Source organism: Micromonospora sp. NPDC047467, from assembly GCF_040643095.1.
GTDB lineage: Bacteria > Actinomycetota > Actinomycetes > Mycobacteriales > Micromonosporaceae > Micromonospora.
The window spans coordinates 409,582-428,161 of the sequence record NZ_JBEYTO010000004.1 but is presented as its reverse complement, the minus strand read 5'-3'; the positions used below and the strand labels follow the sequence as shown (position 1 = coordinate 428,161).

The window sequence follows — 18,580 nt, the reverse complement described above, 5'->3', positions numbered from 1 at the left end:
ATGCAGCGGCCGGACTGGGCACCCGACACCATCGACATCGAGCGCCCGAGCGTCGCGCGGATGTACGACTACTACCTCGGCGGCTCGCACAACTTCGCCGTCGACCGAGCGGCGGCTCAGGCGATGGTGGCCGCCGTCCCGCAGGCGCCGTTGATGGCCCAGGCCAACCGGGCGTTCCTGCGTCGCGCGGTGAGCCACCTCGCCGAGGCCGGCGTTCGACAGTTCCTGGACATCGGCTCGGGCATCCCCACGGTCGGCAACGTGCACGAGATCGCCCAGCGGATCGACCCGCGGTCTCGGGTGGTCTATGTGGACGTCGACCCGGTCGCGGTGGCGCACAGCCGGGAGATCCTGGCCGGCAACGACCGCGCCGTGGTGGTGCAGGAGGACCTGCGGCACCCGGAGCGGATCCTGGCCCACCCGGACATTCGCAAGCTGCTCGACCTGAGTCAGCCGGTGGCCGTGATGATCGTGGCCGTGCTGCATTTCGTCCCCGACGAAGACCGGCCGGCGGAGCTGCTGCGGACCCTGCGCGACGCGCTGGCCCCCGGCAGCTACCTGGTGCTGTCGCAGGCCAGCGACGACGGACGCAGCGCCGACGAGCGGGCCGAGGCGGAGCGGGTCTACCAGCGCACCGACAATCCGCTCTCGGTCCGCAGCCGAGCCGAGCTGATCGCGCTCTTCGACGGCTTCGAGCTGGTCGACCCGGGCGTGGTCTGGGTGCCGCAGTGGCGACCGGACACTCCGGAGAGCGCAGAGGACGCCGAGCGTGCGGTCTTCATGGGCGGCGTCGGGCGACTCGGTGAGTGAGTCGCCCGGGGCGGACACCCACCCGGGCACCTTCGCCCGTGCCTGGGCCAAGGCGGTCTCCGGCACGAGCTACCTGCCGATGACCCAGGCCCAGCTCGAGGCCCTGCTGCAGCGGCTCACCGGGCAACTGGCCGGCGCGTTGCTCGCCGAGCCGTTCGACCTGCGAGCCGGGCACCGGGTCGGCGCCGAGCTGGTCGCCGCGCACATCGCCTCCGCGGAGGGGCTGGGTCGTACCGTCGAGGTGATCCAGCTGCGGCTCGTGCGTGACCTGGGGTTGGTGGCCGAGGACGTCGAGGACCGGATGGCGCGGCTGCTGGCCGCCGTGGCGACCGGTTACGCCCGCGCCTTGCGGGACCGGACGCTCGACGAGCAGGAGTCGATCCGCCGGGCCGCGATGATGGCCCGGACGCAGGCCGAGCGCGCCCTGCGGGCCAGCGAGGCGCGGTTTCGCCACCAGGCCACCCACGACCCGCTCACCGGCCTGCCCAACCGGACGCTGTTCACCGAGCGGCTCACCGCCGCGCTCAACGAGCCGGGTCGGGGCGCCCAGCGCGTCGGGGTGTGTTTCCTCGACCTGGACCGGTTCAAGGTCGTCAACGACAGCCTGGGGCACCAGGTCGGCGACCAGCTGCTGACCATGGTGGCCGAGCAGTTGCGCCAGACCCTCGGCGAGCACCTGGTGGCCCGGCTCGGTGGGGACGAGTTCGTCATCCTGGTGGAGGGCAGCGGGGGCACCGACGACATGGTGAAGGTGGCCGAGGCGGCTCTGGCGGCTGTCCGGGCACCGAGGTCGGTCGACGGGCACGAGTTGCAGGTCTCGGCGAGCATCGGCATCGTCGAGCGCCAGGTCGCCGGGGCCGACCCCAGTGACCTGATGCGGGCCGCCGACAGCACCCTGCACTGGGCGAAGGCGGCCGGCGGGGCGCGCTGGGCGCTCTACGACGCCGAGCGCAACCGCCGCGAGCTGGCCCGGTACGCCCTCTCCGCGGCCATCCCGGCAGCCCTCGACCGTGGCGAGTTCTACCTCGACTACCAGCCGCTGACCTCGCTGCGCGACGGCCGGCTGCTCGGCGTGGAGGCGCTGGTCCGCTGGCGCCACCCGGAGCTGGGCGTGCTGCGGCCGGACAGCTTCATCGGCCTGGCCGAGGAGACCGGCCTGATCGTGCAACTGGGCGGCTGGGTGCTGGCCGAGGCGTGCCGGGAGGCGGAGGCCTGGTCGGCCGGCGGCGCGCAGGCACCGTTCGTGAGCGTCAACCTGGCCGTCCGGCAGGTGCACCGGCCCGGCCTGGTGCAGGACGTGCTCGCCCTGCTCCGGCAGACCGGGCTTCCGCCGGAGCGGCTCCAACTGGAGATCACCGAGAGCACGATGATGAGCACCGCCGAGGAGCCGGTACGCGCGCTGCGGGTGCTGGCCGACCTCGGGGTGCGGATCGCCATCGACGACTTCGGCACCGGTTACAGCAATCTGGCGTACCTGCGGGACCTGCCGGTCACCGAGCTGAAGGTCGCCGGGGAGTTCGTGGCCGGCCTGCGGTCGCCGGCGGTCGGGCGCACCGACGAGCGGATTCTCGCGTCGCTGGTCTCGCTGGCGCACGCGCTGGACCTGACGGTCACCGCCGAGGGGGTGGAGACCGCCGGGCAGGCCGAGCGGCTGCGGGCGATCGGTTGCGACGCCGCGCAGGGCTGGCACTTCGGCCCGCCCGCCCCCGCCGACCGCATTCTTGCCCGCATCCGCTGACCGGCCTGGCCGGACGCTGTGTGACATCTCCCCCGCACGCTCATAGACAGTGTCTACGCAAACTGGTAGACACTGTCTATGAGCGTGGAGGACGCGAGTCTGCGGGCCCGGTTGGTGGCCGTCGGGGTGGACCTGGTGCTGCGCGAGGGCCAGTCGGCGGTGTCGCTTCGGGAGATCGCCCGCCGGGCGGGGGTGTCCCACGGCGCCCCACGTCGCTACTTCCCCACCCACGTCGACCTGCTCTCCGCCATCGCCCGCGAGGGTTTCGCCGACCTCACCGCACGGGTGGAGCAGACGATGCGCGAGGCCGGCCCGGACCCGCGTACCCGACTGGTGGCCCTGGGCCGGACGTACCTGGACTTCGCGGCGGAGCACCGCGGCATGTTCGAGCTGATGTTCCGGCACGACCTGCTGGCCAGCGGCCGCCTGCGGCTGCGCGAGACGAGCCTGCCGCTCTTCGCCGACCTGGCCGACCTGGTGGCCCAGGTACGCCGGCCGACGGACGCCCCCGTCCCGGTGCTGGCCGGCGCCCTCTGGGCCAACCTGCACGGCATCGCCCAACTCTGGGCGTGGGGCAGCCTGCCGCTGGCCACCGACACCACTGACGACGACGCCCTGCTGCACGCCGCACTCGACGCACACCTCGGCCCCGCCACCAGTTGAACCCCGACCACCCGGAGAACCCGTGCCCCTGCTGTACGACCTCACCAAGCTGACCGTCGGCGCCGCCCTACGGCTGGGCTGGCGACCCCAGGTGCACGGGCTGGAGCACCTGCCCCGGCACAGCGGCGCGATCCTCGCCGGCAACCACCTGTCCGTCGCCGACGAGTTGTTCCTGGTCACCGCGGCACCCCGGCACGTCACCTTCTGGGCCAAGTCCGAGTACTTCACCGGGCGTGGTCCGGGCGGCTGGCTCAACCGACGGATCGTCCACGGCATGGGCGCGATCCCGGTCGAACGCGGCGGCGGTCGGGCGGCCCTCAGCGCCCTCGACGCCGCCGTGCCGGTGCTGCGTGCCGGCGGCCTCGTCGCCATCTATCCGGAGGGCACCCGCTCCCCGGACGGACGGCTCTACCGAGGCCGGACCGGCATGACCCGACTGGCCCGCGACGCCGGAGTGCCGATCATCCCGGTCGGCGTGCTCGGCACCGCCGAGGTGCTGCCCGTCGACGCCCGGCTGCCCCGCCGACACCCGATCAGCCTGCGGTTCGGCCCGCCGATCTCCGTCGCCGACCGGATCAACGGACCACGCGACATCCGGACCATCACCGACGAGGTGATGGCCGCGATCCAGCAACTCACCGGCCAGGAGTACGTGCCCCACCACGCCCCGCCACGGCCGGCCCGCACCTGAGCGGCGGTCAGCCGGCGAGCAGGGCCGTCATCCGCTGCGCCTGCGCCTCCCAGCGCCATTCCCGCTCCACCCACGCCCGGCCCGCCGCGCCCAACTGGCGGGCCAGATCGCGGTCGGCGAGCAGCCGGGACACACGATCGACGAGCTGGGCGACGTCCCGCCCCGGGACCACGAACCCGGTCTCCCCCTCGCGGACCGCGTCCGGCGCGCCCCCGGAGTCGCCCGCCACCACCGGCAGACCGGTCGCGGACGCCTCCAGGTAGACGATGCCGAGCCCCTCCACGTCCAAGCCACGGTTGCGGGTGCGGCAGGGCATCGCGTACACGTCGCCGGCCGCGTAGTGCGCCGGCAGCTCGGCCGACGGCACCGAGCCGGTGAAGACCACGTCCCGCTCCACCCCGGCCTGCCGGGCCAACTTCTCCAACGTCGCCCGGTAGGGCCCGCCGCCCACGATCAGCAGCGCCGCGTCGGGCACCCGGCGGCGGATCTCCGGCAGTGCCCGGATCAGCATGTCCTGCCCCTTGCGCGGCACCAGCCGGGACACGCAGACCACCACCGGCCGGTCGGCCAGCCCCAGCCGGACGCGGACCGGCTCACCATCCACCGAGGGGTGGTAGGTGTCCACGTCCACCCCGGGCGCCAACCGGCGCAGGTCGGTCACGCCGTCGAGCACCCGGGCCAACCGGCTGCGGGTGTATTCCCCGAGGTAGGTGGTCACGTCGACGCCCCGGCCGATCCGGCGCAGCGCCGGACGCGCGGCGGGCAACGCCGCCCAGCCGACCTCGTGGCCGTGGGTCTGCGCGACCACCCGACGCACCCCGGCCCGGCGGCGCAGACCCGCGGCGAGCAGCCCGAGCGGCGCGGCCGCGCCGAACCACACCGTGTCGCAGTCGTACGCGCGGGCCAGCCGGGCCGCCCGCCGGGCGATCAGCGGGGTGGGCAGCAGCACCCGGGTGCGTTCCCGGACCACCTCGAACGGCTGGTCGGCGTCGAACTTCGCCGCCCCCCGCCAGCTCGACGCGTACACCACCACCGAGCCGGCCGGCTGACGCACCGCCAGGTTGTGCACGAAGGACTGGATCCCGCCGGGGCGGGGCGGAAAGTCGTTGGTGATCAGCAACGTGCGGCTCATCGGCCGGCCTCCCGGGCGTACGCGCGGGCGGCGGCCATCCGCTCCACGGTGGACGGATGCGAGGCCGAATAGAGGTATTCCCAGCGCGGTGGATCGGGATCGCCGAGGTTGACCGAGCCGAGGCGACGCTGCATCGACTCGAAGGCAACCGGGTCACGGGTGAGCGCGAGCGCGTGCGCGTCGGCCCGCGCCTCCACCCGGCGGGACATCAGCGCCTGCGCCGGCGCCGCGACCAGACCGGCCACCGTGACCAGGGCGACCAGCAGCGGGAACGCGCGCGGATCGGCGACCGAATCGACGCCGGCCAGCCGCAGCAGCAGCCCCCACGAACCGAGCAGGTAGAGCGCCACCACCGCCGCCGCCGCGCCCAACGCCCCGGTGAGCGTGCCCACCGCCACGTCGGAGTCCTTCGCGTGCCCCAACTCGTGCGCCACGACGGCCGTGACCTCGGCCGGGGTGGCCTCGCGCAGCAGCGTGTCGTAGACGACCACCCGCCGGGTCGGCCCGAGACCGGAGACGTACGCGTTGACCGCCCTGGTGCGCCGGGAGGCGTCGGCGACGAGCACGTCGCGCACCGGCACCCCGTCGCGGGCGGCCATGCTCATCAACTCGGTGCGCAGCGGCCCCTGCTCCATCGGGGTGAACCGGTTGAACACCGGCTCCACGAGCACCGGCAGCACGAACGAGAGCAGCACCACCAGCAGTGCGGCGCCGGCCGCGCCGACCGCCCACCACCCGCGCGGCGCGAGCCGGATGACCGCGTAGAAGCCGAACAGGGCGACCGCGCCGATCACCGCGCTCACGGCGTACGACTTGAGCAGGTCGACGGCCCAACCGCTCCAGCCGTTGGTGCTCAGCCCGTACCGCGTCAGCACGCTCTGCCGCCAGGCGGAGAACGGCAGGGTGAGCAGGTCGGCGACGAGCACCACGGCGAGCCCGCCGAGCACCGCCTGCGCGATCCAGTGCCCACCGAACGGCCGGCCCACCAGCTCGACCAGGCGGCTGCCCAGCGGGGTGAGGCCGAGGGCGAGGGCGATCAGCAGACCGACGGCGAGCGCCGCGTACCCGCCCGGGCGCAGCGCGGCGCGGAACTCCCGCCCCCGGGCCACCTGCTCGGCCGGGAGGTCGCGCAGCGCGGCCAGTTGGTCGGCGCGGGGTGCCGGCGGCCGGTGCCACGGGATGAGCAGCGCGGCGATCACCACCAGCGCCACGGTCAACCCGGCGAGGGTCAGCAGCGCCCAGCCGCGCGGTGTCACCGGGGCACCGCCGCGCCGCCGACGGGTTGGCTGCCGCCGCGTCGTACCCCGCTCATGCCGCCGCTCCTCCCGCCGTGACCGCCCATCCTATGGCCCGCGAAAACCCCGCACCGGGCGCGGTGTCGCGCTCAGCCGACCGGGCGGGCGGCGTGGCGGCGGTCCCGCGCCGGACGCCCGGCGTGCCGCGCTCAGGCGACCCGGCGGCGGGCCTGGCGGCGGGCCGTGCCGGGGCGCGCGGGCGCGGCCAGCACCTCCACGTCGAAGCCGGCTCGGGCGAGCACCTCGATCGCCTCGACCTCGGCGGCGACCAGCCCGGCCGCCGGGGACGTCTCGTCGAACAGGGCGGCCAGCGGGCAGCCGGAGCAGCCCGTGCCCCGCTTCGCGCACCCGTCGCAGTCGATGAGCATCACGCCTCCTGATCGGCTCGCGATGCCGGCCCGCGCCTTGTCGTCGCCGGCCGAGCACCGTCGGTCACATCGACGCTATCCACCGGGTACGACAGAACCGTCCGCACCGACCGTTGCGGGCGAGATCCACTCCAGATCAGCGATATCGGGGTATCCCGGCCGGTCCGACACCCCGACCGTGTCGACAACGCCGGGGGTCGAGGTCAGGAGCGGGCGAGCCGCCGCAGCAGCGAGTCGGCCCCCAGCGGGTACGCGCCGTGCCGGCGGACCCCGTCGGCCACCTCGCGGTCGGACGAGACCACCACGACCGGCCGACCCGCCGGTTCGGCGCGGACCAGCCGTCGGATCAGCTCGTCGGCCGTCTCGCCCTTGCGGGAGAAGAGCACCCGGACGCCGCGCGGCGCCGGTGGCAGCCCGTGCATCCGTTCCGCCCCGTCGAACACGACGGTGACCTCGTCGCCGGTCTGCGCGGCGATCCCGCCCAGCCCGGTGATCAGACGCTTGCGCTGCTGCTCCAGGGACATCTCGCCGAAGCCGCGCTTGGTGACGTTGTAGCCGTCGACCACCAGGTGCGCCCGGGGCAGGGCGAGCAGCTGGTCCAGCCGGGCCGGATCGTCGGTGTCGCGGGCACGCGCGGCCGGACCGGCCGGGGCGGCGCCCGGCTGCTCGGCGAACGCGTCGGCCACGAAATCGGCGGGGAGCTTGTCCACCGGGTCGAGGGCCAGCTCGCGGCGCAGCCCGACGGCGGCCTGACCGATGGTCTCCAACAGCAGCCAGAGCCGCGCGTCGTCGACCGAGCGCGCCTCCTTGGCGCTGGCGCGGGCCACCCCGGCCGCCGCCTCCGCCTCGGCGAGCCGGGCTCGGGCGCGACGCAGCTCGGCGTCCACGTCGGCGCTCGCCCGCGCCGCCCGGCCCCGCTCGGTGGCCAGCAGCTCGGTGGCCTTGCGCTCGCGGGCCTGGGTCTCCCGCAGGGTACGGGCCAGCTGGCGGGACTCCTCGCGGAGCTGGCCCAGCTCCTCACGGACGCGCGACAGCTCGTCGCGCAGCTTCTCGGCCTCGACCCGGGCCACCGCCCGGTCGTGCTCGGCGCGGGTGGCCCGCTGCTCGGCCTCGCGGACCAGCTCGGCGACGACCGCGCTGTCGGCCTCGGCGCGAACCGCCGCGCCGCTGGCATCGATCAACTGGCGCCAGCCGCGGGGCCGGGCCAGGTAGGCCAGCGCGGCCACCTCGACGGGGTCGGCGGCGGCCGGCGCGGTGCCCTCGATCACGGCCGCGCCGAGGTCGCCGGCGTCGGTCAGCACCCGGGCGGTGACCCGCTGCCGGAACAGCGGATCAGCGGCGAGCTGGGCGGCGATGGCCGGCGCGCCGAGCCGGGCCCGCCGGTTCGGGGCGAACTTGGCCACCCGGCGCAGCGCCACCGGAACCTCGTCGGCGGGCAGGGCGGGCAGCACGGCGGCGGTCAGCGCCACGATCCGCTGTCGGACCGGCTCGGGCAACGTGGGCTCCGGCTCGACCGCCGGCTCACCACCGGCTGGTTCGGCGGAATCCTCGCTGATGTCCGGGTCGCCCACGGCACCGTCGCCCACGACCGGATCCTCCTGCGGGAGGTGGTCGTCGTACGGCTCGGTGAGGGGCATGTGGCAAGTCTCCCACCGTTGGTGGGCCCACCGCCCGGTGAGTGAGCCGATCTCTCATCCTAGCCCCATGGTTACTGGTGAGGCCGCTGTGCCGGGAGTGTCGGACCGGGGCGCTAGCGTGCCGCCGATGGCACAGGCGGAGTACGTCCAGGAGTCACTGGCCGGTCTCGACCCGGCGGCGGGCGGGGTGGACCCGGCACTGCCCCTGTATGCGACCACCTTCGTGGTGGTCGACCTGGAGACCACCGGTGGAGCGCCCGACGGCGGCGGCATCACCGAGATCGGCGCGGTCAAGGTGCGCGGGGGCGAGCAGTTGGGCGTGCTGGCCACCCTGGTCAACCCGGGGCAGCCGATCCCGCCGTTCATCACCGTCCTGACCGGGATCACCCAGGCCATGCTGGTGCCGGCGCCGCCGATCGAGCAGGTGCTGCCGAGCTTTCTGGAGTTCATCGCCGACGCGGTGCTGGTGGCCCACAACGCCCCCTACGACGTGGGCTTCCTCAAGGCCGCCTGCGCGAAGCACGGCTACCGCTGGCCCAGTCCCCGCGTGTTGGACACGGCCGCGCTGGCCCGTCGGGTCCTGACCCGCGACGAGGTGCCCAACCGCAAGCTGGGCACCCTGGCGGCCTACTTCCGCACCGCCACCCAGCCCACCCACCGTGCGCTCGACGACGCGAAGGCCACCGTCGACGTGCTGCACGGGCTGATCGGCCGGCTCGGCGGCCACCGGGTGGACACCGTCGGCGACGCCATCGAGTTCGCCCGCGCCGTCACCCCGACCCAGCGCCGCAAGCGCCACCTGGCCGAGGGGCTGCCGAAGGTCCCCGGGGTCTACATCTTCCGGGCGGCCGACGACCGGCCGCTCTACGTCGGCACCTCCGGCGACATCGCGACCCGGGTGCGCAGCTACTTCACCGCCGGCGAGAAGCGCGCCCGGATCTCCGAGATGCTGGCCGCGGCCGAGCGGGTCGAGGCATTGGAGTGCGCGCACTCGCTGGAGGCGGAGGTCCGCGAGCTGCGGTTGATCGCCGCGCACGCGCCGCCGTACAACAGGCGGTCGAAATACCCGGAGCGCATGGTCTGGCTCAAGCTGACCGACGGCCCGTACCCCCGGTTGTCGATCGTCCGTGAGATCTCCCCCGCGGACACCGCCTATCTCGGGCCCTTCACCTCCCGGCGGTCCGCTGAGCTGGCCGCCGCCGGCTTCCACGACGCCGTGCCGCTGCGCCAGTGCACGCACCGGCTCTCGCTGCGCACCGTCACGCCGGCCTGCGCCCTGGCCGAGCTGGGTCGCTGCCCGGCACCCTGCGAGCACAAGATCACCCCCGACGAGTACGACGACCGCGCGGCGGCGCCGTTTCGCACCGCGACCGCCAGCGACCCGCAGGTGGTGGTGGACGCGCTGCTCGCCCGGATCGAGGTGCTCTCCCGCGACCAGCGCTACGAGGAGGCCGCCGTGACGCGGTCCCGGCTGGCCGCGGTGCTGCGCGCCACCCTGCGGATGCAACGGCTGGCCGCGCTGACCGGGATCGCCGAGCTGGCCGCCGCCCGGCCGGCCGCTCGGGGCGGCTGGGAGCTGGCCCTGGTCCGGCACGGCCGGCTGGCCGGCGCGGGAGTGTCCCCGCCGGGCGTTCACCCGCGACCCACGCTGACCACCATCCGGGCCACCGCCGAGACGGTGCCGGGCGGGCACGGCCCGGTGCCGTCGGCCACGGCGGAGGAGTCCGAACGCATCCTGTCCTGGTTGGAGCGATCGGAGACCCGGCTCGTCGAGATGTCCTCCGGATGGTCCTCGCCAGCCGGTGGCGCGGGCCGCTTCCGTGACCTGCTGGCGAAGGCCGAGAGCGGAGCATCCCACCAACTCTCGACCGAACGCTCATGACCAAGTGTCCGATCGGACTACGTCGGCTCGCTTAGGCTGTTAGAGGAGTGCAGTCCTGCCCGTTTCGTGGGCCTGCTCCCGTCCGCCGGGTCCGGCGGGCGCGGAGCCGGGGTGAGGAGGTGTCCCTCGTGGACGTCGACGCCGGACACGGCGCCGCCCTGGGGGGCGCCCTGCCGACCCAGTCGGGTGAGCTGCCACTGACCCGCCGCCTGCGGTCGTTACTCACCTGGCCGACCACCGACTCCGACCCGGTTACCCAACTGGTTCGCACCCATCGGAGCATCCACGCCGGCACCGACCCGGCGGTGTTGCGCCGGGCGTACACCATCGCGGAGAACATGCACCGCGGGCAGTTCCGCAAGAGCGGCGAACCGTACATCACCCATCCGCTCGCGGTGGCGCAGATCTGCGCCGAGCTGGGCATGGACACCACCACCCTGGTGGCGGCGCTGCTGCACGACACCGTCGAGGACACCCGCTACACGCTCCAGGCGCTCTCCGAGGATTTCGGCGGCGAGGTGGCCCACCTGGTCGACGGGGTGACCAAGTTCGACAAGGCGTTCTACGGCAAGGCCGCCGAGGCGGAGACGATCCGCAAGATGATCGTCGCGGCCGCCAAGGACGTCCGGGTGCTGATCATCAAGTTGGCCGACCGGCTGCACAACATGCGGACCCTCGGTGTGCGCTCCGCCGCGTCGCGGGAACGGATCGCCCGCAAGACCCAGGAGGTGCTGGTCCCGCTCTGCGACCGGTTGGGCATCCAGAGCCTCAAGCGTGAGCTGGACGACGTGGTGCTGCTGCACCTGGAGCCCGACGAGCACGCCCGGCTGGCCCGGCACGTGCACGACCGGCCCGGCTGGGACGCGTACCTGGACTCGGTGGTGACCCGGACCCGGGTGGCGTTGCGCCGCAGCCGGGTCGACGCCGAGGTGTCCCCGCGCCCCCGGCACCTCTACTCGATCTGGAAGGACACCGTCGCCGGCGGTCACACCGCCCCGTACGACCTGCCCCGCATCTCGGTGGTGGTCGACGGCCCGGCCACCGACTGTTACGCCGCCCTGGGCGCGATCCACGGCACCTGGCGACCGGTCCCCGGCCGCTTCAAGGACTTCATCGCCTCACCGAAGAACAACCTCTACCGCTCACTGCACACCAGCATCTGCGGCCCACAGAACCGCACGGTCGAGGTGCTGATCCGCACCGAGGAGATGCACCGGTCGGCCGAGTACGGCATCGCCGCCGACTTCCGCTTTCCGCGTTCGGGCCGGGGCGGCGCGGCGGCCCGCGCCGAGCAGCTGGACTGGCTGCGCCGGGTGCTCGACTGGGAGCCGGACGCCGCCGACCCGGCGCAGTTCTACGAGTCGCTGCGCTGCGACCTCGCCGAGGGTCAGATCCAGGTCTTCGCCGACGGGCGTCAGGTGGTGCTGCCGGCCGGTGCCACGCCTGTCGACGTGGCCTACGAGCTGGGCAGCGAGCGGGGCGACCGCTGCCTCGCCGCCCGGATCAACGGCCGGCTCGCGCCGCTGAGCTCGGAGCTGGACGAGGGCGACGTGGTGGAGATCTTCACCGAGAACGACGGCGACAGCGGCTTCGAGGCCGGTGAGGAACGGCGGGGCCCGCGCCGCGAATGGCTCAGTTTCGTCAAGTCGCCGCACGCCCAGATGCAGATCAACCGCTGGTTCGCCGAGCACACCGAGCCGGGCATCACGATCAGCGACAAGGTCCGCCTGGGTCGGGCCACCATCGGGCTGGCCCTGCGCCAGCACAACCGTGGCCTCGCCAGCGACCTGCCGCTGCTGCGGCTCTCCGAGGAGCTGGGCTACCCCGACCTGGAGACCCTGCTGGTCGCGGTCTTCGACCGGGTGCTCGAACCCGACACCGTGGTGCGCCAGCTCATCGACCTGGTCGACCATCGGCAGTGACCGGCCGGGCCCCACGGCATCCGAGGGACATTCGTGACCACTAGCCTGGGGTCATGATCCCCCGTTCCCGCGCCACTGGTCGGGCCATCTTCTACCAGGCTTTCTACCGGCTGCCGCTGCCGGTGCGCCGGCGCCTGGTCCGGCTGGCCGTGCCGAAGTACATCGTCGGCGCGGTCACCCTGGTCCGCGACGCCGAGGCCACGGGCGCGGGCCGGTTGCTGCTGCTGCGTCAGCCGCCCGGCCGGGGATGGTCGCTCCCCGCCGGCCTGCTCAATCGGGCCGAGGCGCCGGTGGTGGGCGCGGCGCGCGAACTGTTCGAGGAGTCCGGCATCCGGCTCCCACCGTCGCGGCTGCGCCCGGCGGTGCCGAACGCGATCGTGCACGCCAAGGGCTGGGTGGACATGGTCTTCGAGACGGAGGTGCCGGCGTCCGACACCGCGCTGGCGGTCGACGGCGCGGAGGTCTTCGAGGCCGCGTGGCACCCGCTGGACGACCTGCCCAAGCTGACCTGGCCCACCGCCCGACTGCTCGCCTACTACGACATCGGGCCGCTGGCCGGGCAGTTCCCGCCACCGATCCCCGACACCGCGCCATGACCGGGGCGGGCGGGCCGGCGGACGTCTGCGCGGTGGTGCTGGCCGCCGGCGAGGGCACCCGGCTGCGCCCGCTCACCGAACGGGTGCCCAAGGCGCTCTGCCCGGTGGGCAACGTGCCACTGCTGGACCACGCGTTGACCCGGCTGGCGGGGCTCGGCCTGGCCGGCCCGGCCCGGGTCGCGGTGAACGCCTGCTACCTCGCCGACCAGGTGGTCGCGCACGTCGACGACCGGGCTCACCTGTCGGTAGAGCCGGGTGACCCGCTCGGCACCGCGGGCGGCCTGGCCAACCTGAGGGACTGGATCGACGGACGGCCCGTGCTGGTCGGCAACGCGGACGCGTACCTGGCCGACCCGGCCGCTCCCCCGGGCCCGGACGTGGCCGCGATGCTGGACGGCTGGGACGGGCACACCGTACGCCTGCTCGGTCAGCCCGCCGCCGACCCGGCGGCACCTGGCACCTTCGCCGGGCACTGCTTCACCGGCCTGTCGCTGCTGCCCTGGCGGCTGGTCCGTGACCTGCCGGTGGTCCTCTCCGACCTGGTACACGCCGTCTGGCGGCCAGCCGAGGCGGCCGGCGCGCTGGAGGTGGTGCCCTACCGGGGCACCTTCTACGACACCGGCACCCCCGCCGACTACCTGAGGGCGAACCTGCACGCCGCCGCCGGTGGCGTCCTGGTCGACCCCTCGGCGACGGTCACCGGTCGCTGTGTGGAATCGGTGGTCGGCGCCGGTGCGCGGGTGGACGGCGACGTGTGCCGCACGGTGGTGTGGCCCGGCGCGACCGTGCGCGACGGCGAGCGGCTGCGGGACGTGGTCCGGGCCGGCGACGACCTGACCGTGCCCTGCTGAGCCCCGATGGCTCCACCCCCGGCTCGACCCGGTGGGAAAACATCTAGCATGGGCGACGACGCCAACGAACGGAGCAATGTGCCGTGATCACCGCGATCGTGCTGATCGACTGCGCCACCGACGCGATCCCCGAGGTGGCGGAGACCCTGGCCAACGTTCCCGGCGTCAGCGAGGTCTACTCGGTGGCCGGGCACGTCGACCTCATCGCCATCGTCCGGGTCCGCGAGTTCGACCAGATCGCCCAGGTCATCGCGGGCAGCATCTCCAAGGTGCCGGGCGTGCTGAACACCGAGTCGCACATCGCGTTCCGGGCGTACTCCCAGCACGACCTGGAGCAGGCCTTCGCGATCGGCCTGGCCAGCGCCGACTGACGCCGTCGGCGTTCCACGGCCCGGGCCGACCCGGACACACGACGGCCGGTCCACCCGAGCGGGTGAACCGGCCGTCCTTGCTGCCGCTACGTCAGCTCACGCTCGGAGCCGGCGTCTCGGTGGTGCCGCCGCCCGGCGCAGGCGACTCGGTGGTGCCACCCGGGGCCGGCGACTCGGTGCCGGTGCCACCCGGAGCCGGCGACTCAGTGCCGGTGCCACCCGGGCTGGGCGTACCGCTGGCGCTGGTCTGCGGGACCGGGATACCCAACTGGTTGGCGAGCTGGACCAGCTCGTCATAGTGCGCCTGCAGCGTCGGCAGGGCGGTCTGGGCCAACTGGACCACCGACTGGTCGGAGCCCTGCGAGATCTCCGTCTGGGTGGCCTGGATGGCCTGGACGTGGCCAGCCAGCTCACTGGTCACCCAGAGCCGATCGAACTCCGCGCCGCTGACGTTGTTCAGCTTGTCGATGACCGCCTGCTGGTCGGCGGTGGGTTCCTTCGGCAGTTCGACGCTGAGCTGCGACGCGGTCTGCTGCACCGTCTGGTCCAGAGACGTGTGGTCGGTCTTCAACATCGCGCCCAGGTCCTTCACCCCCTGGTCCTGGCCCTTCTGCTCGGCCAGGCCACCGGCGGTGATCTCGAACAGGTTCACCTGGTGCAGCGCCTGCAGATACTGGGTGTCCTGCGTCGACGGCTGCGCCGCGGCCTGCGCGGCCGCAGCCGGCGCGACGCCGACCAGTACCAGCGCGGCCAACAGGCCGAGGCGTTTGATACCCAACATGCTTCCCCCCCTAGAGACGTTGGACCGCACGGATACCCGGCTCACCGGGGTTATTCCTGCGATCGCCCGTCGCGCGGGGTCGACCGGTCCCGCGTCGGCCGTCCGACTCCTGGCCGGTTGGGCGACGAAGGCCGGTAAACGGCGTGGCGCCCGCCGGAGTCCGGCGGGCGCCACGTGACGCAGCGTTCGGGGGGTCAGCGACGGCTCTCGCCGCTGCCGATCTCCTCGTGCTCGGGTCGGGCCTCGACCGGCGGGTGCCCCGGCGAAACCGGCGCCTCGACCGGCTTCTCGATCGGGTAGAAGAAGCCCCGGACCGCCGGGCCGAGGGCCCCGAGCCGGTTCATCTTCTTCGGCACCACCCAGCCGACGTACTCCAGCTCGCCGTGGCCGTCGCCGTGCCCGTTCGCCGCGCTGAGCGGCTGGTGCACCTCGACGAACCGACCGTCCGGCATACGCCGGATGATGCCGGTCTCCACGCCGTGCGCGAGCACCTCCCGGTCGTGCTGCTGCAGACCCAGGCAGAGCCGGTAGGTGACGTAGTACGCCAGCGGCGGGAGGATCAGCAGGCCGATCCGGCCGGCCCAGGTCATCGCATTCAAGCTGATCTGGAACTTGTCGGCGATCACGTCGTTGGCGCCGGAGAGCGTCAGCACGATGTAGAACGACACCGCCATGGCGCCGAGCGCGGTCCGGGCCGGAACGTCGCGGGGACGCTGGAGCAGGTTGTGGCTCTTGCGGTCCTTGAGGTGCCGCGCCTCCAGGAACGGGTACATCGTCGACAGGCCCACCAGGATGCCGGGTAGCACCACCGTCGGCCAGAACAGCGGCGGGATGACGTACCCGTCACCGATCGGGATGTTGATCTCCCAGGCCGGCATGAGTCGCGTCGAGCCGTCGAGGAACATGACGTACCAGTCGGGCTGGCTGGCGGCCGAAACCACCCACGCCTCGTACGGGCCGAACAGCCAGATCGGGTTGATCTGGAACAGACCGCCCATCAGCGCGATGACGCCGAAGACGACCATGAAGAAGCCGCCCTGCTTCAACGCGTAGCGCGGGAACATCCGCTCGCCGACCACGTTGTTGTTGGTCCGGCCGGGGCCGGGCCACTGGGTGTGCTTCTGCTTGAAGACCAGGCCCAGGTGGACGCTGATCAGCGCGACCAGCAGGCCCGGGACGAGCAGGACGTGGGCGATGAAGAACCGGCTGATGATGATCGTGCCGGGGAACTCGCCGCCGAAGACCGACGAGGTGACCCAGGAGCCGATCACCGGAATGGACAGCATGATCGCCGAGGCGATCCGCAGGCCGGTGCCGGACAGGCCGTCGTCCGGCAGCGAGTAGCCGGTGAAGCCGGCCAGGAAGCCGACCCAGAACAGCAGCGAGCCGATGATCCAGTTGGTCTCGCGCGGCTTGCGGAACGCGCCGGTGAAGAAGACCCGCAGCATGTGCACGACGATCGCGGCCATGAACAGCAGCGCCGACCAGTGGTGCATCTGCCGCATCACCAGGCCACCGCGGACGTCGAACGAGATGTCCAGGCTGGAGGCGTACGCGGCGGACATGGGGGTGCCCTGCAACGGGGCGTAGCTGCCGTTGTAGACCACCTCGGTCATCGCCGGCTCGTAGAAGAAGGTGAGGAACACACCGGTCAGCAGCAGCACGACGAACGAGAACAGCGCGATCTCGCCGAGCAGGAAGGACCAGTGGTCCGGGAAGACCTTGTTCAGCAGCTTGCGCAGCGGGGTGGCCACCTGGAAGCGGTCGTCCACTCCCACCGCGGCCTTGCCCGGCGTCGCCGCAAGGTCAAGCTTTCGACGCTTCATGGCCGCTCCCAGAAATCAGGCCCGACGGTCTCGGTGAAGTCGGACTTCGCCACGAAGAAACCCTCGGAGTCCACCTCGATCGGCAGCTGCGGCAGCCGCCGGCTGGCAGGGCCGAAGACGGGCTTGGCGTTGTCGGTGATCAGGAACTGGGACTGGTGGCACGGGCAGAGCAGCCGGTTGGTCTGCTGCTCGTACAGGCTGGCGGGGCAGCCGGCGTGCGTGCAGATCTTGGAGAACGCCGCGTAGTTGCCCCACATGTAGTCGCCGTGGCCGATCCGCTCGTTGGCCCGGCGCGACTCCTGCGCGTCGGAGTCCCGCAGGTGGATCAGCAGCGTGGGCGAGTCGGCGTGCAGGTTGCTCACGCCGTGGTCGATGCCCGGGAAGACGGTCAGCTGACCGCCGGCGCTGACGTCAGCCGGACGGATCGGCCGGCCGTCCTCGCGGACGAGGCGGATCCGCTGGCCACCCTCCGCGGGAGAGAAGCCGGTGCGGAACATCTGGTTGTTCTTGTGCGGGTTGGAGATCAACCCACCGACCAGCGGCGCCGCGGCGACCGCGGCGACCGGCGCGAGACCGGCCAGCAGCGAGATGCCCAGCAGCGGGCGACGCTTCACACCCAGCTCGTCGGCCATGTAGAGCATGGTCTGCCCGGTGATGGTGCGGCCCTCGGCGTCCACCTGGCCTTCGTGCCGGTCCTGGATCGAGACCTCCTTGGGCAGCAACTTCTTGCCCCAGGTCAGGATGCCGAAGCCGACGGCGAGCAGCGCCACGCCGAGGGTGGCGCCGAGCAGCGGCGTGTAGAGCTTGTCGCCACCGCGGCCCGGCTCGTACTGCCACGGCCACCAGATGTAGATGGCCAGGAACGCGGTGGCCGCCAGGCCGGTGATCAGGAAGAACGCGGCCACCACCCGGGTCAGCCGACGCTCGGCCTTGGTGCCGGGCAGCACCTGCGGTTCGTAGTGGACGATCTCGATGTCGTCCCGACGAGCGCCCTCGCGGACGATGTCGAACCGGGTCAGCCTGGGGTCGTTCAGGTCGAGCGGCTCCGGGCCCTGCGAGGCCTGGTGCTCGGTGTGGGTGCTCATGCCGTCACCTCGCTACGGGTGGCGCCGAGCGGCACCACGGCACGGAATCTGATGGTCCGCTCGGTCACGACTTGCCCGCAATCCAGAGGCTGGCGAAGACGAGCGCCACGATGCCAACCAGGAAGATCACCAGGCCCTCGGTGGACGGCCCGTACCGACCGAGGTTGAACCCGCCCGGGTCCTGGTCGTGCTTCAGCGTCTCCTGGATGTAGGCGATGATGTCGGCCTTCTGCTCCGGCCGGAGCTGGTTGTCGCCGAACACCGGCATGTTCTGCGGGCCGCTCAACATCGCCGCGTAGATCTGCCGGTCGGTCGCCGGGTGCAGGCTCGGGGCGAACTTGCCCGAGGAGAGGGCACCACCGCCGCCGCCGAAGGCGTGACACTGCGAGCAGTTGATCCGGAACAGTTCGCCGCCGGCCGCCACGTTGGCGCCGTCGCGGAGCACGTCGCCCTCCGGAACGACCGGACCGCCGCCGAGCTCCTGGACGTACTGGGCGAGCTGACGGGTCTGCTCGTCGGTGAAGAGCGGGGGCTTGCGGTGCGCCTGCGCCTCCTGCCGGGCCATCGGCATCCGGCCGGAGCTGACCTGGAACTCGACCGAGGCCCCGCCGACGCCGACCAGGCTCGGCCCGCGACCCTCGACGCCCTGGGCGTTGCGTCCGTGGCAGGTCACACAGCTCACGTCGAACAGCGCCTTGCCCTCGGCAGCGGCGCCGGTCATCGGCGGGTTGTCCTGCGCCTGCGCACCGGGGGCGAAGACGGTGTAGGCACCGCCGGCAAGCATCAGCGCGGCGATCAGCCGGACTGCGGCGCCCAGCCGGCGGCGGCCCCTGCTGCGCGCGGCGGGCCGCTCGCGCAACCGCGCGAGCAGGCCGCGTCGGCGGTCGTTGTCAGAAGTCATGAGCGGTGTCCTTAACCGGTTGGACCTTGTC

Annotated in this window: 17 protein-coding genes; 9 read left to right on the top strand and 8 right to left on the bottom strand. The window is 72.9% G+C overall.

Annotated features, from left to right (window positions below; genetic code table 11):
- From ABZ780_RS14475 to ABZ780_RS14460, 4 genes are all read left to right on the top strand, one after another.
- Positions 1 to 810 (top strand): SAM-dependent methyltransferase, encoded by an 810-nt coding sequence (locus tag ABZ780_RS14475; RefSeq protein ID WP_357010866.1) that lies wholly within the window; start codon positions 1 to 3, stop codon positions 808 to 810.
- A 79-nt stretch (positions 811 to 889) separates the two neighbouring features.
- Positions 890 to 2,548: a bifunctional diguanylate cyclase/phosphodiesterase gene (locus tag ABZ780_RS14470; RefSeq protein ID WP_357011225.1), complete on the top strand. Its 1,659-nt coding sequence runs from the start codon at positions 890 to 892 to the stop codon at positions 2,546 to 2,548.
- 78 nt (positions 2,549 to 2,626) lie between these two features.
- Entirely contained in the window at positions 2,627 to 3,211 is a 585-nt protein-coding gene (locus ABZ780_RS14465) for a TetR/AcrR family transcriptional regulator (RefSeq protein ID WP_357010864.1), read from the top strand.
- Between the two features lie 22 nt (positions 3,212 to 3,233).
- Positions 3,234 to 3,902, top strand: a complete 669-nt coding sequence (locus ABZ780_RS14460) for a lysophospholipid acyltransferase family protein (RefSeq protein WP_357010862.1) — start codon at positions 3,234 to 3,236, stop codon at positions 3,900 to 3,902.
- Between the two features lie 7 nt (positions 3,903 to 3,909).
- Here the strand turns inward: ABZ780_RS14460 and ABZ780_RS14455 are convergent, their stop codons facing one another.
- The 4 genes from ABZ780_RS14455 to ABZ780_RS14440 form a co-directional block, all read right to left on the bottom strand.
- A complete protein-coding gene (locus tag ABZ780_RS14455) occupies positions 3,910 to 5,034 on the bottom strand; it encodes a glycosyltransferase family 4 protein (protein WP_357010860.1) in 1,125 nt (374 codons plus the stop codon).
- Entirely contained in the window at positions 5,031 to 6,290 is a 1,260-nt protein-coding gene (locus ABZ780_RS14450; RefSeq protein ID WP_357486258.1) for a M48 family metallopeptidase, read from the bottom strand. Before ABZ780_RS14450 ends, ABZ780_RS14455 begins: the two co-directional genes overlap by 4 nt.
- A 188-nt stretch (positions 6,291 to 6,478) precedes the next feature.
- Positions 6,479 to 6,697, bottom strand: a complete 219-nt coding sequence (locus ABZ780_RS14445) for a hypothetical protein (RefSeq protein ID WP_357010856.1) — start codon at positions 6,695 to 6,697, stop codon at positions 6,479 to 6,481.
- A 203-nt stretch (positions 6,698 to 6,900) separates the two neighbouring features.
- Positions 6,901 to 8,334, bottom strand: coding sequence for an NYN domain-containing protein (locus tag ABZ780_RS14440; protein WP_357486256.1), 1,434 nt, complete (start codon positions 8,332 to 8,334; stop codon positions 6,901 to 6,903).
- Positions 8,335 to 8,461: 127 nt separating this feature from the next.
- Here ABZ780_RS14440 and ABZ780_RS14435 point away from each other — a divergent pair, with 127 nt between their 5' ends.
- From ABZ780_RS14435 to ABZ780_RS14415, 5 genes are all read left to right on the top strand, one after another.
- A complete protein-coding gene (locus ABZ780_RS14435; RefSeq protein ID WP_357010852.1) occupies positions 8,462 to 10,216 on the top strand; it encodes a DEDD exonuclease domain-containing protein in 1,755 nt (584 codons plus the stop codon).
- Between the two features lie 128 nt (positions 10,217 to 10,344).
- Positions 10,345 to 12,138 carry an HD domain-containing protein gene (locus ABZ780_RS14430; protein WP_357486407.1) on the top strand — a complete coding sequence of 598 codons (1,794 nt, stop codon included), beginning with the start codon at positions 10,345 to 10,347 and terminating at the stop codon, positions 12,136 to 12,138.
- Positions 12,139 to 12,191: 53 nt separating this feature from the next.
- On the top strand, positions 12,192 to 12,734 hold the full coding sequence (locus ABZ780_RS14425) for an NUDIX domain-containing protein (RefSeq protein ID WP_357010850.1): 543 nt from the start codon (positions 12,192 to 12,194) through the stop codon (positions 12,732 to 12,734).
- Positions 12,731 to 13,585: a sugar phosphate nucleotidyltransferase gene (locus ABZ780_RS14420; protein ID WP_357486254.1), complete on the top strand. Its 855-nt coding sequence runs from the start codon at positions 12,731 to 12,733 to the stop codon at positions 13,583 to 13,585. Before ABZ780_RS14425 ends, ABZ780_RS14420 begins: the two co-directional genes overlap by 4 nt.
- Before the next feature lie 83 nt (positions 13,586 to 13,668).
- The gene (locus ABZ780_RS14415; RefSeq protein ID WP_357010846.1) at positions 13,669 to 13,956 is read left to right on the top strand and encodes an Lrp/AsnC ligand binding domain-containing protein; all 288 of its coding nucleotides are present in this window, start codon (positions 13,669 to 13,671) and stop codon (positions 13,954 to 13,956) included.
- Positions 13,957 to 14,047: 91 nt separating this feature from the next.
- Here ABZ780_RS14415 and ABZ780_RS14410 read toward each other — a convergent pair whose 3' ends face one another.
- From ABZ780_RS14410 to ABZ780_RS14395, 4 genes are all read right to left on the bottom strand, one after another.
- The gene (locus tag ABZ780_RS14410; protein ID WP_357010844.1) at positions 14,048 to 14,737 is read right to left on the bottom strand and encodes a DUF4142 domain-containing protein; all 690 of its coding nucleotides are present in this window, start codon (positions 14,735 to 14,737) and stop codon (positions 14,048 to 14,050) included.
- Between the two features lie 194 nt (positions 14,738 to 14,931).
- Complete coding sequence (locus ABZ780_RS14405; RefSeq protein ID WP_357486252.1) at positions 14,932 to 16,563, bottom strand: cytochrome b N-terminal domain-containing protein; 1,632 nt, start codon at positions 16,561 to 16,563, stop codon at positions 14,932 to 14,934.
- A complete protein-coding gene (locus ABZ780_RS14400; RefSeq protein ID WP_357010840.1) occupies positions 16,560 to 17,648 on the bottom strand; it encodes a Rieske 2Fe-2S domain-containing protein in 1,089 nt (362 codons plus the stop codon). Before ABZ780_RS14400 ends, ABZ780_RS14405 begins: the two co-directional genes overlap by 4 nt.
- Before the next feature lie 64 nt (positions 17,649 to 17,712).
- Positions 17,713 to 18,549: a cytochrome c gene (locus ABZ780_RS14395; protein ID WP_357010838.1), complete on the bottom strand. Its 837-nt coding sequence runs from the start codon at positions 18,547 to 18,549 to the stop codon at positions 17,713 to 17,715.
- Between the last annotated feature and the right edge of the window lie 31 nt (positions 18,550 to 18,580).